General features: G+C 63.2%; 13 protein-coding genes and 1 rRNA gene. 8 read left to right on the forward strand and 6 right to left on the reverse strand.

The features are described 5' to 3' along the window. Nucleotides 1-3: 3 nt before the first annotated feature. Nucleotides 4-1536 (reverse strand): 16S ribosomal RNA (locus FPJ27_RS30535). 565 nt (nt 1537-2101) lie between these two features. On the opposite strand from FPJ27_RS30535, the gene FPJ27_RS30540 reads away from it, so the two are divergent. From FPJ27_RS30540 to FPJ27_RS30555, 4 genes are all read left to right on the forward strand, one after another. Then, nucleotides 2102-3319, forward strand: coding sequence for a DUF2863 family protein (locus tag FPJ27_RS30540; protein ID WP_072440672.1), 1218 nt, complete (start codon nt 2102-2104; stop codon nt 3317-3319). A 212-nt stretch (nt 3320-3531) separates the two neighbouring features. Further along, the gene (locus tag FPJ27_RS30545) at nt 3532-4368 is read left to right on the forward strand and encodes a response regulator transcription factor (protein WP_072440674.1); all 837 of its coding nucleotides are present in this window, start codon (nt 3532-3534) and stop codon (nt 4366-4368) included. Between the two features lie 74 nt (nt 4369-4442). Beyond that, nucleotides 4443-5117, forward strand: coding sequence for an energy-coupling factor ABC transporter permease (locus FPJ27_RS30550; RefSeq protein ID WP_204423905.1), 675 nt, complete (start codon nt 4443-4445; stop codon nt 5115-5117). Nucleotides 5118-5256: 139 nt separating this feature from the next. Then, the gene (locus FPJ27_RS30555; RefSeq protein ID WP_175962907.1) at nt 5257-5910 is read left to right on the forward strand and encodes a hypothetical protein; all 654 of its coding nucleotides are present in this window, start codon (nt 5257-5259) and stop codon (nt 5908-5910) included. Between the two features lie 82 nt (nt 5911-5992). Here the strand turns inward: FPJ27_RS30555 and FPJ27_RS30560 are convergent, their stop codons facing one another. Next, the gene (locus tag FPJ27_RS30560) at nt 5993-7147 is read right to left on the reverse strand and encodes a M14-type cytosolic carboxypeptidase (RefSeq protein ID WP_204423907.1); all 1155 of its coding nucleotides are present in this window, start codon (nt 7145-7147) and stop codon (nt 5993-5995) included. A gap of 137 nt (nt 7148-7284) precedes the next feature. Further along, nucleotides 7285-8067, reverse strand: coding sequence for a peroxide stress protein YaaA (gene yaaA / locus FPJ27_RS30565; protein ID WP_072440678.1), 783 nt, complete (start codon nt 8065-8067; stop codon nt 7285-7287). Nucleotides 8068-8124: 57 nt separating this feature from the next. Between yaaA and FPJ27_RS30570 the strand changes: the two genes are divergently transcribed. Continuing rightward, a complete protein-coding gene (locus FPJ27_RS30570) occupies nt 8125-8622 on the forward strand; it encodes a putative toxin-antitoxin system toxin component, PIN family (RefSeq protein WP_204423910.1) in 498 nt (165 codons plus the stop codon). 33 nt (nt 8623-8655) lie between these two features. After that, nucleotides 8656-9828 carry a pyridoxal phosphate-dependent aminotransferase gene (locus FPJ27_RS30575; protein ID WP_204423912.1) on the forward strand — a complete coding sequence of 391 codons (1173 nt, stop codon included), beginning with the start codon at nt 8656-8658 and terminating at the stop codon, nt 9826-9828. A gap of 53 nt (nt 9829-9881) precedes the next feature. On the opposite strand, the gene FPJ27_RS30580 is transcribed toward FPJ27_RS30575, so the two are convergent. Then, on the reverse strand, nt 9882-10538 hold the full coding sequence (locus tag FPJ27_RS30580) for a glutathione S-transferase (RefSeq protein ID WP_204423914.1): 657 nt from the start codon (nt 10536-10538) through the stop codon (nt 9882-9884). A gap of 201 nt (nt 10539-10739) precedes the next feature. Between FPJ27_RS30580 and FPJ27_RS30585 the strand changes: the two genes are divergently transcribed. After that, nucleotides 10740-11531: an enoyl-CoA hydratase gene (locus FPJ27_RS30585; protein ID WP_204423917.1), complete on the forward strand. Its 792-nt coding sequence runs from the start codon at nt 10740-10742 to the stop codon at nt 11529-11531. 257 nt (nt 11532-11788) lie between these two features. Further along, nucleotides 11789-12481, forward strand: coding sequence for a glutathione binding-like protein (locus FPJ27_RS30590; protein ID WP_204423919.1), 693 nt, complete (start codon nt 11789-11791; stop codon nt 12479-12481). Nucleotides 12482-12528: 47 nt separating this feature from the next. On the opposite strand, the gene FPJ27_RS30595 is transcribed toward FPJ27_RS30590, so the two are convergent. Together FPJ27_RS30595 and FPJ27_RS30600 are read right to left on the reverse strand one after the other, a co-directional pair. Then, nucleotides 12529-13005 (reverse strand): MaoC family dehydratase, encoded by a 477-nt coding sequence (locus FPJ27_RS30595; RefSeq protein ID WP_072440683.1) that lies wholly within the window; start codon nt 13003-13005, stop codon nt 12529-12531. Continuing rightward, complete coding sequence (locus FPJ27_RS30600) at nt 13002-13463, reverse strand: MaoC family dehydratase (protein WP_034184920.1); 462 nt, start codon at nt 13461-13463, stop codon at nt 13002-13004. Before FPJ27_RS30600 ends, FPJ27_RS30595 begins: the two co-directional genes overlap by 4 nt. Between the last annotated feature and the right edge of the window lie 11 nt (nt 13464-13474).

Raw genomic sequence — 13474 nt, forward strand, 5'->3', positions numbered from 1 at the left:
TGGAAAGGAGGTGATCCAGCCGCACCTTCCGATACGGCTACCTTGTTACGACTTCACCCCAGTCATGAATCCTACCGTGGTGACCGTCCTCCTTGCGGTTAGACTAGCCACTTCTGGTAAAACCCACTCCCATGGTGTGACGGGCGGTGTGTACAAGACCCGGGAACGTATTCACCGCGGCATGCTGATCCGCGATTACTAGCGATTCCAGCTTCATGCACTCGAGTTGCAGAGTGCAATCCGGACTACGATCGGTTTTCTGGGATTAGCTCCCCCTCGCGGGTTGGCAACCCTCTGTTCCGACCATTGTATGACGTGTGAAGCCCTACCCATAAGGGCCATGAGGACTTGACGTCATCCCCACCTTCCTCCGGTTTGTCACCGGCAGTCTCCTTAGAGTGCTCTTGCGTAGCAACTAAGGACAAGGGTTGCGCTCGTTGCGGGACTTAACCCAACATCTCACGACACGAGCTGACGACAGCCATGCAGCACCTGTGCGCCGGTTCTCTTTCGAGCACTCCCACCTCTCAGCAGGATTCCGACCATGTCAAGGGTAGGTAAGGTTTTTCGCGTTGCATCGAATTAATCCACATCATCCACCGCTTGTGCGGGTCCCCGTCAATTCCTTTGAGTTTTAATCTTGCGACCGTACTCCCCAGGCGGTCAACTTCACGCGTTAGCTACGTTACTAAGGAAATGAATCCCCAACAACTAGTTGACATCGTTTAGGGCGTGGACTACCAGGGTATCTAATCCTGTTTGCTCCCCACGCTTTCGTGCATGAGCGTCAGTATTGGCCCAGGGGGCTGCCTTCGCCATCGGTATTCCTCCACATCTCTACGCATTTCACTGCTACACGTGGAATTCTACCCCCCTCTGCCATACTCTAGCCTGCCAGTCACCAATGCAGTTCCCAGGTTGAGCCCGGGGATTTCACATCGGTCTTAGCAAACCGCCTGCGCACGCTTTACGCCCAGTAATTCCGATTAACGCTCGCACCCTACGTATTACCGCGGCTGCTGGCACGTAGTTAGCCGGTGCTTATTCTTCCGGTACCGTCATCCCCCGGCTATATTAGAACCAAGGATTTCTTTCCGGACAAAAGTGCTTTACAACCCGAAGGCCTTCTTCACACACGCGGCATTGCTGGATCAGGCTTTCGCCCATTGTCCAAAATTCCCCACTGCTGCCTCCCGTAGGAGTCTGGGCCGTGTCTCAGTCCCAGTGTGGCTGGTCGTCCTCTCAGACCAGCTACTGATCGTCGCCTTGGTAGGCCTTTACCCCACCAACTAGCTAATCAGCCATCGGCCAACCCTATAGCGCGAGGCCCGAAGGTCCCCCGCTTTCATCCGTAGATCGTATGCGGTATTAATCCGGCTTTCGCCGGGCTATCCCCCACTACAGGACATGTTCCGATGTATTACTCACCCGTTCGCCACTCGCCACCAGGTGCAAGCACCCGTGCTGCCGTTCGACTTGCATGTGTAAGGCATGCCGCCAGCGTTCAATCTGAGCCAGGATCAAACTCTTCAGTTTAAACCTGTTACTGTTTTCGGTTCTTTCGAACCGGTCGCTCACTCAAAGCTGACAGGAATATGAATCACTTCATAAACCTGACTTACTTTAGTGTGAGACTCTTGATACTTTCGCTATCTGACCCGAAGATCAGCTCGCTTCCATCAAGCGCCCACACTTATCGGCTGTTAATTTTTAAAGAGCATTCTGCGAGAAACCTCGTGTTTCTCAGCAGCGCTGCGTTTTCAGCAGCAGAGAAACGAGATTATGAACCGTGTTTCGCAGCTCGTCAACAACTTTTTAACTGCTTCGTTGCGACTGCGGGGTTCATCTTCCTGCGCCAGCCGTGCGCCCAACCCGCTGCACACCACCGACTTCGCTTCCCCTCTCCCGCGCCGCGTTTCCGTTAGCGCGAAAGAGGCGTGATTCTATGCACCTCGCGTCGATCGCGCAAGGGGTTCGATGCAACTTTTTTACAAAAGCCGCAATTCGGCCGTCCGGCCATGCCAGGGCACAAGACCGCTTATGGTGCAAAGAACGGACTAGAATGTGAGGTTCTTCGCCTCTTTCTATATACGTCTTTAATATGCGCCAGCGAATCGCCAAACGCCTCCCCCCCGATGCCGACAAACTGGTCGGTCTGTCGCTTGCGCTCTTCGCCTCGGGCAGCCGCATCGAGGATCGCTTCTGGGAAGCGAAGCTCGACGCGCTGCTCGCCAAGATAGTCCGCAACGGCAACCAGACCACGCTCGACGCAGCCCTCGACCATCTGCAGCAGAATCATCCCGACGCCTACGGCGCACTCGCCGACATGGCCGAGACCCACAGCGAGTCGATGGTGATCGAGCACGACGGCCAGCCGTACGATGCGCTGCTGGTCGCCGTCCCGGTTCTCGCATGGACGCGCTACATGATTCCATCGGGCCCGCTCAAGGGCGACGTGGCCGACGCGCTGCGAACGCACCTGCAGGCTCATGTCCTTGCGAACGGCACGCTCGTCGGGCTTGCCCCGTTCCTCTACAGCATCGACCAGTTGCCGCGGCATCACGTCGAGACCTACCGTCTTGCCCAGCAGCTCGCGCATGCGGCGATCGGCCAGCACACACCCAAGCTCAGCTTCGGCGACCTGCCCGAGACCTCGCCGATCCTGGCCGACCCGCGCTTCCTGCTCGCCGTCGTCGCCGCGCCCGCCGGGGCGCCGCTGTTCCGCTGGCAGGAAGAAGAAGGCGGTAGCCGGATCGAGCGCGGTCAGTGCCTCGAACAATGGACGGCCCAAGGCGGCCCGAATCTGTCGATCGCACTGCCCGGATGCGAGTTCGAGTGCCTACTTCCGGACGCGTACTACTCGGCCTGCCGCGACGCGGACGAACGCATTCGTCCACACACGGTGCGAACCGCCATTCGTTATCTTTTCGACACACTTGGTACGGCGCCGCAGGAGCTGCGCGCAGTGGTCGCCGGCTTCGGCGAACGCCGTATCGACGAATATCGTGTCGGCTTCACTCGGCGTGCGAGCAACGACGTAATCTACGGCGTCGTGTGGCCGCTCTACGGCCGTGAAAACGGCGACGTGTCGATCGACAGCGCGACGCTCGAAGGCGAGGCGCCGATCGAAGGGCCGCTCGAGGAAATCGTGAGCCTGTTGAAGGAATGCGGTGTAACCGACGTCCGACGGCACGCGGGCCGCTTCGAACCCGAATACTGCGACGACTGCGGCGTGCCGCTTTACGCAGATCCGCTCGGCGAAATCGTCCATGCGGAAATGCCGGAAGACGCCTCGCCCGCCCAGCCGCACTTCCACTAATCTCTCGCAGCAGGCCCGAACGGCCTGCCCTCCCGAAGCCGCTCCCGGTTCCCGCCGGAGCGGCTTTTTTCTTGTCCTATATTCCGTCGCCCAAAATTTCAGACTTTTCCTAAGCCTTTCAGCCAAGCAGACATCGTGTAAGGTCTTTGTCATTATCGGGGCCAACGCATGCCCGACAGCAGATCAATGACCCACCCTTACGGAGGTTGAATATGCGGTTCCTGGTGCTTTACTCAGACGCCGAACGGCGTGACGGACTGAAGGCCCTGTTGCGACAGATCGACCGCCACGCCAGCATCAACGATGCACCCGACAGCTTCCAGGCGCGCCGGCTGCTGCGCACCCAGCGTTTCGACCTCGTCGCGATCGACTGGCTGGACGTCGGCCGGCTAAGCGAACTGCAGGCACTCTGCAGCGCCTGCTCGCCGACGCCCGCGGCCGTAATGATCGACGAAGCCTCGCCGGAGGCCATCCAGCGCTTCTTCAACTATGGCGTAGCAGGCGTGATCCCGCATTCCACGCGGCCGCACCTGATCGTGCGTGCGCTCGAGATGGTGCTGCTGGGCGGGCACTACATCCCGCCGATCGCCCTCCGCCTGCTGCCCTCCGCCGCCGGAGCGCGCCACGAGGCCCATTTCCAGACGCTCGCCGGATCGCTGCCCCGCCGCGCGCCGAGCGGCCTGTTGTCGCCCAGGCAAGCGCAGATCATGCGCTTCGTCCACATGGGCAGCACGAACAAGATGATTGCCCGCACGCTCGGTATCAGCGAAGGCACCGTGAAAATCCACCTTGCCAGCATCTTCCAGCAACTTGGCGCCGTCAACCGCGCCGCCGCGGTCGCGATCTACAACGGCTGGCTGTCGCCGCACCTCGAAGTGCTGCTGGCGAATCGCAACCGCACCCGCAAGCCGGCCATCGGCGAACGCGGCACCGTTCCACTACGCACGCCACGGAACGATCATCGGTACCCGTTGCCAGCCGCGCATGCCGGCACGCAGGACCTGCCGCTCGCCGCCGAGCCGCGGGCACGGTTCCGGCGCGAGCGCTAGCAGACAGTCTCGATATTGCGACGGTCGACATGTGCGGATTCCCACCTTTGATGCTCAACGAGTAATATGAACGCATGGGTTTTCTTTTCACACCGCTTCCGCTCTGGGTTGGCATCGGTGGCTGGATCGCCGCCGTGGCCCTGCTCGCGCTCGCGATCTGGAATCGCCCCTTCGTGCGCCTTCAGGACGCCACGCTCCAGCACGTGTGGCTTGCGCTCGTCACCGCAATCGCGGTCCTCTGGGCCTCGAATGCGTGGTTCGATGATGGCATCGTCATGCATCTGCTGGGCGCAACGCTACTCGTCACGCTGTTCGACTGGACGCTCGCGCTGATTGCAATGGGCGCCGTCACGGCGGTGGCTGCGATCATCTTCGACGCGCCGTGGCAGGGCATTGGCCTGACCTATCTGATCTACGGCGCGCTGCCTGTCGCCGTGTCGGCGTTGCTGCAGCGCGCCGCGCTCGCATGGCTGCCGCACAACCTCGCGTCGTTCATCACCGGCCAGGGATTCCTGTCGCCGGCCATCGCGATCATCGCGGTCGCCGCCGCAGCAGCGGGCGTCCAGCTCGCCCTCGCGGACGGCGTGCCTGTCGTGATTCCTGCCGGTTATCTGTTGAACACCGCACTGCTCGCGCTCGGCGAAGCGTGGTTCACCGGCATGGCGACTGCGCTCATCGCCGTCTATCGCCCTGCGTGGGTCACGACCTTCGACGTCCGGCGCTATCGCCTCGGCGGCCCGCGCGCCTGAAACTCCTTCGGATCGGGGCACCGTCAGCACGTGCCGGCGACATTTTCCGCAGCGCGGGAGAATAGGCCATCTACTGCCGCACAACTTTTTTACGCTAAGATTGAACTCCTGTTCTCCATCGGGCATCTATACGTGCCCGATGTCTCCTTCGCTCCTCACCAATAACCAGATGGACAGCTCACCTGCCTCGCTCCGGATTCTCCGGGCGCTCGGCAAGCTGGCAGCCTGTGTCGCGGGCCTGTCGCTTGCGCTTCCGACACCGGTATTCGCCGACCTGCTCGATCAGCGCTCCGAACTGATCAACAAATTCGTCAACGAAATGCATGCCGATCCGCTCGCGGCCGATTGTGCGGCGCACGGCAGCTTCATCGCCAGCACGTCGTCGGCCTTCGACCGCGTCGACTTCGCGCCGAACGCATTCGACAGCGGCAACGCGACGATCACGCCGTGGAACGACTCGTTCGACCAGGGCAAGCAGCGCGTGAAGGTCGACAACATGGTCACGGTCGACGGACTCGGCGTCCACAGCGACGGCAGCGACCCGACGCCGTTGAAATTCCGTTGCGGCTACGTCGGCCAGCAAATGCTCGCGTTCAGCTGGAACGACCCCGTTCCGCCGCTGAAGCCGCGCGTCGAGCGCTCCACGTCCTCGACGAAGAAGTTCAAGGGCAAATCGCACCGGGGTAATGCAAAGGCGAAGGCATCGGGCCGCACCGGCAAGAAGGCCGTCGCAACGAAGAAATCAGGCGGCCAAAAGAAAGCCGTGAAGAAGAAAACCGCGAAGAAGTCCTGATACGACGGAGCGGCAACGACAGAAGCAAAAAAGCCGGGGCATCTCAGGATGCCCCGGCTTTTTTGATGCGACGACGATACGCTTACGCGAACGTGTCGACGTGTACCAGGATCGCGGCCAGCATCGCGGCGCCAAGCGCCGCGCTGCGCTCACCGTTCCAGCCGACACGCTCGTCGGGCAGGTTCGCGTTGTCCTTGAACGGCATCTCGAGCGTCAGCGACAGGCAGCCGAACTGATGGCCGATGTACTTCGACGCGAGCTTGAGCGCGTCCTCCTTGTACTTGCTCGCCGCATAACCATGCTCGGTCTGAAAGTCGGGGCTCGCGACCTTGAACGCGTCGATGAACGCGGCCTGCTCCTTGCCCTGCTGCTCGGTAAAGCTCGGCAGCATCTCCGAACCGGCGACGAACACGTACGGCAGATCCTCGTCGCCGTGAATGTCGAAGAACATGTCGCAGCCGATCGCGTGGATCGCGTCGCGCACGGCCAGCACCTCGGGGCTGCGCTCGGCATCGGGCATCATCCATTCGCGGTTCAGGTTCGCACCTGCCGCATTGGTGCGCAGGTTGCCATGCACGCTGCCGTCCGGATTCATGTTCGGGACGACGTAGAACGTCGCGCAATCGTAGAGCTTGCGCGCGACCGGATCGCCGGCCCAATCGCCCCATCCGGCCAGCCGCTTGACGAGGCCTTCGACAAACCACTCGGCCATCGTCTCGCCCGGATGCTGACGCGCGATGATCCACACTTTCTTCTTCGGCGCGCCGTCGGTTTCCGGCGTGCCGAGCGTCAGCAGCGACATCGGGCGGCCTTCGACCGTGCGGCCGAGCTCGACGACGCTCGCCTGCGGCAACTGCTGGACGGCGCCGAGAAATGCCGCGTGACGCTCTTCCGAGTACGGTTCGAAATACGCGTAGTAGATGCTGTCGAACTCCGGCGTATGGTCGATGGTCATCGTCTTGCCGTCGAACGTCGTCGGCACGCGGAACCAGTCGACCCGGTCGTAGCTCGCCACCGCGCAGTAGTTGCGCCAGCCGGACGGATACGCGCATTCGGCGGCATTCTCGAACGTCATCACGCACCGCTCGCCGCGCGCGCCCGTCAAGCGGTAGTAAAACCATTGCGCGAATTCCGAGCGGCTGTCGCCGCGCACGCGCAGCCGAATCGCAGCGGGGCTGTCGCACGACACGACGTCGATTGCGCCTGCGTCGAAATTGCTGGTGATCGAAAGGGTCATCTGTTTCTCCAGTGTCGACCTGAGTTAGTGCTTCAGCACTTGCTCCGGTCCCATGCAAAGCTGTCGACCGGAACGGGCGGTGTACCGCTTGCCCGGCCTCATGCATGCGCCGGCCATCTCGTGAACGGCCGGCATGGTCACTCGCCGACTCGCCGGCGATATACGTAAGTCGAATCGTTCGACGCAGCCGCGTCGAACGCATAGCCTTCCGTCGCGAACTCCTTCAGCGCCTTCGGCTCGGTAATACGGTTCTCGACGATAAAACGCGCCATCAGGCCGCGCGCGCGCTTCGCATGGAAGCTGATGATCTTGTAGCGGCCGCCCTTCCAGTCCTCGAACACCGGCGTGATGACAGGCGCGGCCAGCAGTTTCGGCTTGACCGACTTGAAGTATTCGGTCGACGCGCAGTTGACCAGCACGCGCGCCGAGCCGCTGCGCGTCTCGAGCTGCTCGTTCAGCGCCCGCGTGATGCGGTCGCCCCAGAACGCGTACAGATCCTTGCCGCGCGCGTTCGCGAAGCGCGTACCCATTTCGAGCCGGTACGGCTGCAGCAGGTCGAGCGGGCGCAGCAGCCCGTACAGGCCCGACAGCACGCGCACGTGTTGCTGCGCATAGTCGAGATCGGCGGACGACAGCGATTTCGCATCGAATCCTTCGTAGACGTCGCCGTTGAACGCCAGCACGGCCTGCTTCGCATTGGCCGGCGTAAAGGTCGGCGACCAGTCCGCGTAGCGCTGGAAGTTCAGGCGCGCGAGCGGATCGGAGATATCCATCAGCGTTGCGATGTCCTGCGGCGAAAGCTTGCGCAGGCCGTCGATCAGCTCGGACGCGTCGTCGACAAATGCAGGCTTCGTGTAAGACTGGACGTGCGCGGGCGTATCGTAGTCGAGGGATTTGGCGGGAGAGAGAACGATTATCATAGAGGCTCGCTGGCACGCCGTGCCTTGCGGTCAGACGAAAACCACCGATTGTAACGAATGACCAGCTCCCTCGCCCCGCACGTCGCGCACCGCGTCGTGCTCGACTCGAACGTCTGGATCGATATCCTCGTATTCGACGACCCCGTTACGCGCCCGATCCGGGCCGCGCTGGAACGCGGCGCGCTTGCCGCCGTGATCGACGGCCGCTGCCTGACCGAACTCGAGTACGTGCTCGATTATCCGCAGTTCCAGGCGCGTGCGATCGACAAGGCCGCCGCGCTCGCGACCGTCGCCCGCCTCGCGAGCCTCGTCGAGCCGCCGCCCGTCGACGCCGACGCGCCGCCGCTGCCGAAGTGCAAGGACCGCGACGACCAGAAGTTTCTCGAACTCGCCCGCGCCGCGCGGGCCGAGTGGCTCGTGTCGAAAGACCGTGCGCTGCTGAAGCTCGCGAAGCGCACTGCACGCGACTTCGGTTTCCGGATCGCGCAACCCGCGCCGTTTGCCGAAGCCTGCGCGCTCGACGCCGCACCGACCACTTCTGCCACGCCGACCTGACGCACGCGGCGGCACCCGATTTCGACCGTATCGATGAACGCTCCTTCAGACATGCCAACGACTCCCGTTTTCCCCTCGCGCCTGCCGAACGTCGGCACGACGATCTTCACGGTCATGAGCGCGCTTGCCGCCGAAAAAGGCGCCGTGAACCTCGGCCAGGGCTTCCCGGATTTCGATTGCGATCCGCGCATCGTCGATGCGGTCGCGACCGCGATGCGCAACGGGCACAACCAGTATCCGCCGATGGCCGGTGTCGCACCGCTGCGCGACGCGATCGCCGACAAGATCGCGCACGTCTACGGCCGGCGCTACGATCCGGCCACCGAGATCACGGTGACGGCCGGCGCGACGCAGGCACTGCTGACGGCAATCCTGTGCGCGGTGCATCCGGGCGACGAAGTGATCGTCGTCGAACCGACCTATGACAGCTACCTGCCGTCGATCGAACTCGCAGGAGGCAAGCCGGTATTCGTCACGCTGGAGGCGCCCGACTACGCGATCCCGTTCGACCGTCTCGCGGCCGCGATCACGCCGAAAACGCGCATGATCCTGATCAACACGCCGCATAACCCGACGGGTACCGTGTGGCGCGAGGCGGACATGCGCAAGCTCGAGGAGATCGTACGCGGCACCAACGTACTGATCCTGTCGGACGAGGTCTACGAGCACATGGTCTACGACGGCGCGCGCCACGAGAGCGTCGCGCGCTATCCGGAACTCGCCGCACGCAGCTTCATCGTGTCGAGCTTCGGCAAGACCTATCACGTGACGGGCTGGAAGGTCGGCTATGTCGCGGCGCCTGCCGCGCTGACCGCGGAATTCCGCAAGGTCCACCAGTTCAACGTATTCACGGTGAATACGCCGATGCAGATCGGGCTCGCCGATTACCTGCGCGACCCGGCACCGTACCTGACACTCGCCGGCTTCTATCAGGAGAAGCGCGACTTCTTCCGCACAGGCCTCGAGCGCACGCGCTTCAAGCTGCTGCCATGCACGGGCACGTACTTCCAGTGCGTCGATTACTCGGCGATCAGCGACCTGCCCGAAGCGGAATTCTCGAAGTGGCTCACGTCGGAGATCGGCGTGGCTGCCATTCCGGTGTCGGCGTTCTATCACGAGCCGCACGAATCGGGTGTCGTGCGTTTCTGCTTCGCGAAGCAGGAAAGCACGCTCGCATCCGCACTCGAACGGCTCGCCCGACTGTAAGTCCCGCGCGGGCGGCCACGCGCCGCCCCGCCGGAGAAGCCGGAGAATCGCGCTTACGAACGCGCGCCGCTCGTCGCCTCGACATACGCCTTGCGATCGGCTGCCACGCGCTGCGCGGCGGCACGCTCACCGACCTTCTTCGCGTGAGCCTTCCAGTCGATGCCCGCATCGAGCAGGAAGTCGTGTCCGAACACGGCCTTCGTCGCCATCCCGATGACCGGCAGATGGATCGATGCCGCGATGTCCGCGAGACTGAACGACTCGCCGAGCACATACGGCGAAAACTGCGTCATCTGCTTGAACGCATCGATCGCGCGCGGCAGGCGCTTCTCGACGTGCGCCTTCATCCCGTCGCTGACCTTGCCGCCGAAAAACGCTTCCGTATAGATCTCGCGCGCCATCCATTCGAGATACAGCTCGAGCGTCTCGACCAGCTCGCGCACCTTCGCAGCCGCAAACGGCCCCGACGGAAAAATGGCTTTCTCGGGATAGCGCGCCGCCAGGTACTCGATGATCACCTGCGACTCGAACAGCGCGCCCTCTTCGGTCTTCAGGAACGGGATCTTGCCGAGCGGCGAATCGGCGAGCTGGGCCGGATCGCTGATCGGCAAACCGCACACCGACTCCTCGAACGGAATGTCGTGCTCGAGCAGGACGAACTTCACCTTGTTGTAATAGTTGGACAACGGAATACCGCACAGCTGTAGCATCGGAGTCTCCTTCCTTGCGGGAGCGCGGCCGCAACAATGCCGGCCGCGTCGGGATTCATCGCGCTGAAAAGCACGTTCGTGCTAGTCTAAAACAGTTTCACGTCCGTCACGACAACATTACATCCGCTGCGGCGGCAGCGCCGCCAGTCCGCGCAACGCGCGCAGCGCCGCAGCCTCGCCATCCGATGGAGACACACTCGTATGAGTGCTGAACTGCTGGCCTCGCGTCCGCCCGAGAGCGATTCGACGCTCGTCCTCACGCTATCCAATCCCGGTGCGCGCAACGCGCTGCATCCCGACATGTACGCGGCCGGCGTCGAAGCGCTCGCCACTGCCGAACGCGATCCCGGGATTCGCGCGGTCGTGCTGACGGGTGCCGACCGCTTCTTCTGCGCAGGCGGCAACCTGAACCGGCTGCTCGACAACCGCTCGAAGGATCCGTCCTGCCAGGCTGACAGCATCGATCAGCTCGGCGCATGGGTGACGGCGATTCGAGCGTCGACGAAGCCGGTGATCGCGGCGGTCGAAGGCGCGGCGGCCGGCGCGGGCTTCTCGCTCGCGCTAGCGTGCGACCTGATTGTCGCCGCGCACGATGCGAAGTTCGTGATGTCGTACGCGCGCGTGGGCCTGACGCCCGACGGCGGCGGCTCGTGGTTCCTCGCGCGCGCGCTGCCGCGTGCGATCGCGGCCGAGATCCTGTTCGAAGGCAAGCCGGTCGCGGCCGAACGCCTGCATGCGCTCGGCGTGGTCAACCGGCTCGCCGTTCCCGGCGCAGCGCTGAACGACGCGCTTGCATGGGCCGACGCACTCGCCGGCATCTCGCCGAACGCACTCACGCGCATCAAGTCGCTCCTCGACGTTGCGACGACTCAGCCGCTAGAACCGCATCTCGGTACCGAGCGCGATCATTTCGTCGCCTCGCTGCATCACGCGGACGGGCTCGAAGGCATCACCGCCTTTCTCGAGAAACGCCAGCCCCGCTACAAGCGCTGATCCGCGTCGGCCGACGACGATCGTGCACGGCGACTACCGGCTCGACAACCGGATCTTCCATCCGCACGAACCGTGCGCGCCCGCCGTGCTCGACCGGGAACTGTCGGCACGTCGGCGATCATCTCCCGTTCGCCTGCGCGTACGCATCGGCGGGCATGTTTCCGTCGCCAGCAGTCCGTGCCGAACCATGCTCTAATGACCGCCTGTCGCGGCGCGCTGCCGGCGCCGTTTTCGCGCATGCAACCAAGGAGTTGACGATGATCGACGTCTACAGCTGGGCGACCCCGAACGGCCACAAGGTACACATCATGCTCGAGGAAACGGGCCTCGCCTACCGTGCACTTCCGGTCGATATCGGCGCAGGCGACCAGTTCAAGCCCGAGTTCCTGAAGATCAGCCCGAACAACAAGATTCCGGCGATCGTCGATCCTGACGGCCCCGGCGGCAAGCCGATCTCTCTGTTCGAATCGGGTGCGATCCTGATCTACCTCGCGGAGAAGACCGGCAAGTTCCTGCCGACCGATCCGGCCACCCGCTATGCGACGCTCGAGTGGCTGATGTTCCAGATGGGCGGTATCGGCCCGATGCTGGGGCAGGCGCACCATTTCCGGCTGTACGCGCCGGAAAAGATCGAATACGCGGTCAACCGCTATACGAACGAAGCGAAGCGCCTGTACAACGTAATGGAAAAGCGCCTCGGCGAATCCGAATATCTCGCGGGCGACGCGTACACGATCGCGGACATTGCGACGTTCCCGTGGACGCGCTCGTGGCAGAACCAGGGCATCGTGCTCGACGAGTTGCCGAACGTGAAGCGCTGGCACGAGGCAATCGCCGCGCGACCGGCCGTGCAGCGCGGCGTCGAAGTACTCGCGTCGATGCACAAGGCGCTGCAGGACGACAAGGCACGCGAGGTGCTGTTCGGCGCGACGCAATACGCGAAGCATTGACCCGTGCATGACGGGCGGAGCGGCATCCGTGCATGCCGCCCCGCCCGTCAGAAGTAATGCAGCGTGATGAATTCCGCCGCGCAAACAAGCAACGGGGCGTCGGGACGCTCGGCCTGGATCGACACCGACCATGTCGCCTGCACGCCGCCCCGCGCGACCTCGGCGGTTTCCTTCACCGCGAACAGCGCGCGCACGCGCACACCGACCGGCACCGGCTTCAGGAACCGCACGCGGTTCAGTCCGTAGTTCACGCCCATCTTCTGCTCGAAGCGCATCGCATCGGTCATCAACGCGGGAATCAGCGACAGCGTCAGGAACCCGTGCGCGATCGGCCCGCCGAACGGCGACTCGCGCCGCGCGCGTTCGGGATCGACGTGAATCCATTGATGATCGCCGGTCGCGTCGGCGAAGCCGTCGACGCGATGCTGGTCGATCGCGACCCAGCCGCTCGCGAGCGGCTCTGCGCCGACACGTGCCTGCAACGCCTGCGCCGACGCGATCAACGGCAATGTCACGTCGGTCATGCGTTCGTGCCTCGCGGATCGCGCAATCCGAAAATCACCTTGCTATGCACGGTGATCACCGTCTCGCCGCTACCGTTGATGCCGATCCACTCCGTCGACACGATGCCGCGATCGGGCTTGCTCTCCGAGACGCGCTTGTCGTGGATCTTCTGGTGCATCGTGATCGTGTCGCCGGCGCGCACCGGCTTCAGCCAGCGGATCGAGTCGATGCCGGGCGAGCCCATGCTGGTCGAGTCCGGCCCGAGCTTCTTGATGAGCAGGCTCATGAACACCGAGCACGTGTGCCAGCCGCTCGCGACCAGTCCGCCGAACGGCGACGCCTTCGCGGCCTCCTCGTCGAGGTGGAACGGCTGCGGGTCGTAGCGCTGCGCGAACGCCTTGATGTCGTCGGGCTCGAACGTGTAGCTGCCCACTTCGATGGTGCTGCCGACCACCAGATCTTCGTAACTGATACCCACTGTGTGTCCCC

Source organism: Burkholderia sp. MS455, assembly GCF_016899445.1.
Taxonomy (GTDB): domain Bacteria; phylum Pseudomonadota; class Gammaproteobacteria; order Burkholderiales; family Burkholderiaceae; genus Burkholderia; species Burkholderia pyrrocinia_C.

Coding starts and splice junctions, on each gene's coding strand:
- FPJ27_RS30540 (WP_072440672.1), top strand. CDS start 2,102: ATGCGCCAGCGAATCGCCAAACGCCTCCCCCCCGATGCCGACAAACTG.
- FPJ27_RS30545 (WP_072440674.1), top strand. CDS start 3,532: ATGCGGTTCCTGGTGCTTTACTCAGACGCCGAACGGCGTGACGGACTG.
- FPJ27_RS30550 (WP_204423905.1), top strand. CDS start 4,443: ATGGGTTTTCTTTTCACACCGCTTCCGCTCTGGGTTGGCATCGGTGGC.
- FPJ27_RS30555 (WP_175962907.1), top strand. CDS start 5,257: ATGTCTCCTTCGCTCCTCACCAATAACCAGATGGACAGCTCACCTGCC.
- FPJ27_RS30560 (WP_204423907.1), bottom strand. CDS start 7,147: ATGACCCTTTCGATCACCAGCAATTTCGACGCAGGCGCAATCGACGTC.
- yaaA (WP_072440678.1), bottom strand. CDS start 8,067: ATGATAATCGTTCTCTCTCCCGCCAAATCCCTCGACTACGATACGCCC.
- FPJ27_RS30570 (WP_204423910.1), top strand. CDS start 8,125: ATGACCAGCTCCCTCGCCCCGCACGTCGCGCACCGCGTCGTGCTCGAC.
- FPJ27_RS30575 (WP_204423912.1), top strand. CDS start 8,656: ATGAACGCTCCTTCAGACATGCCAACGACTCCCGTTTTCCCCTCGCGC.
- FPJ27_RS30580 (WP_204423914.1), bottom strand. CDS start 10,538: ATGCTACAGCTGTGCGGTATTCCGTTGTCCAACTATTACAACAAGGTG.
- FPJ27_RS30585 (WP_204423917.1), top strand. CDS start 10,740: ATGAGTGCTGAACTGCTGGCCTCGCGTCCGCCCGAGAGCGATTCGACG.
- FPJ27_RS30590 (WP_204423919.1), top strand. CDS start 11,789: ATGATCGACGTCTACAGCTGGGCGACCCCGAACGGCCACAAGGTACAC.
- FPJ27_RS30595 (WP_072440683.1), bottom strand. CDS start 13,005: ATGACCGACGTGACATTGCCGTTGATCGCGTCGGCGCAGGCGTTGCAG.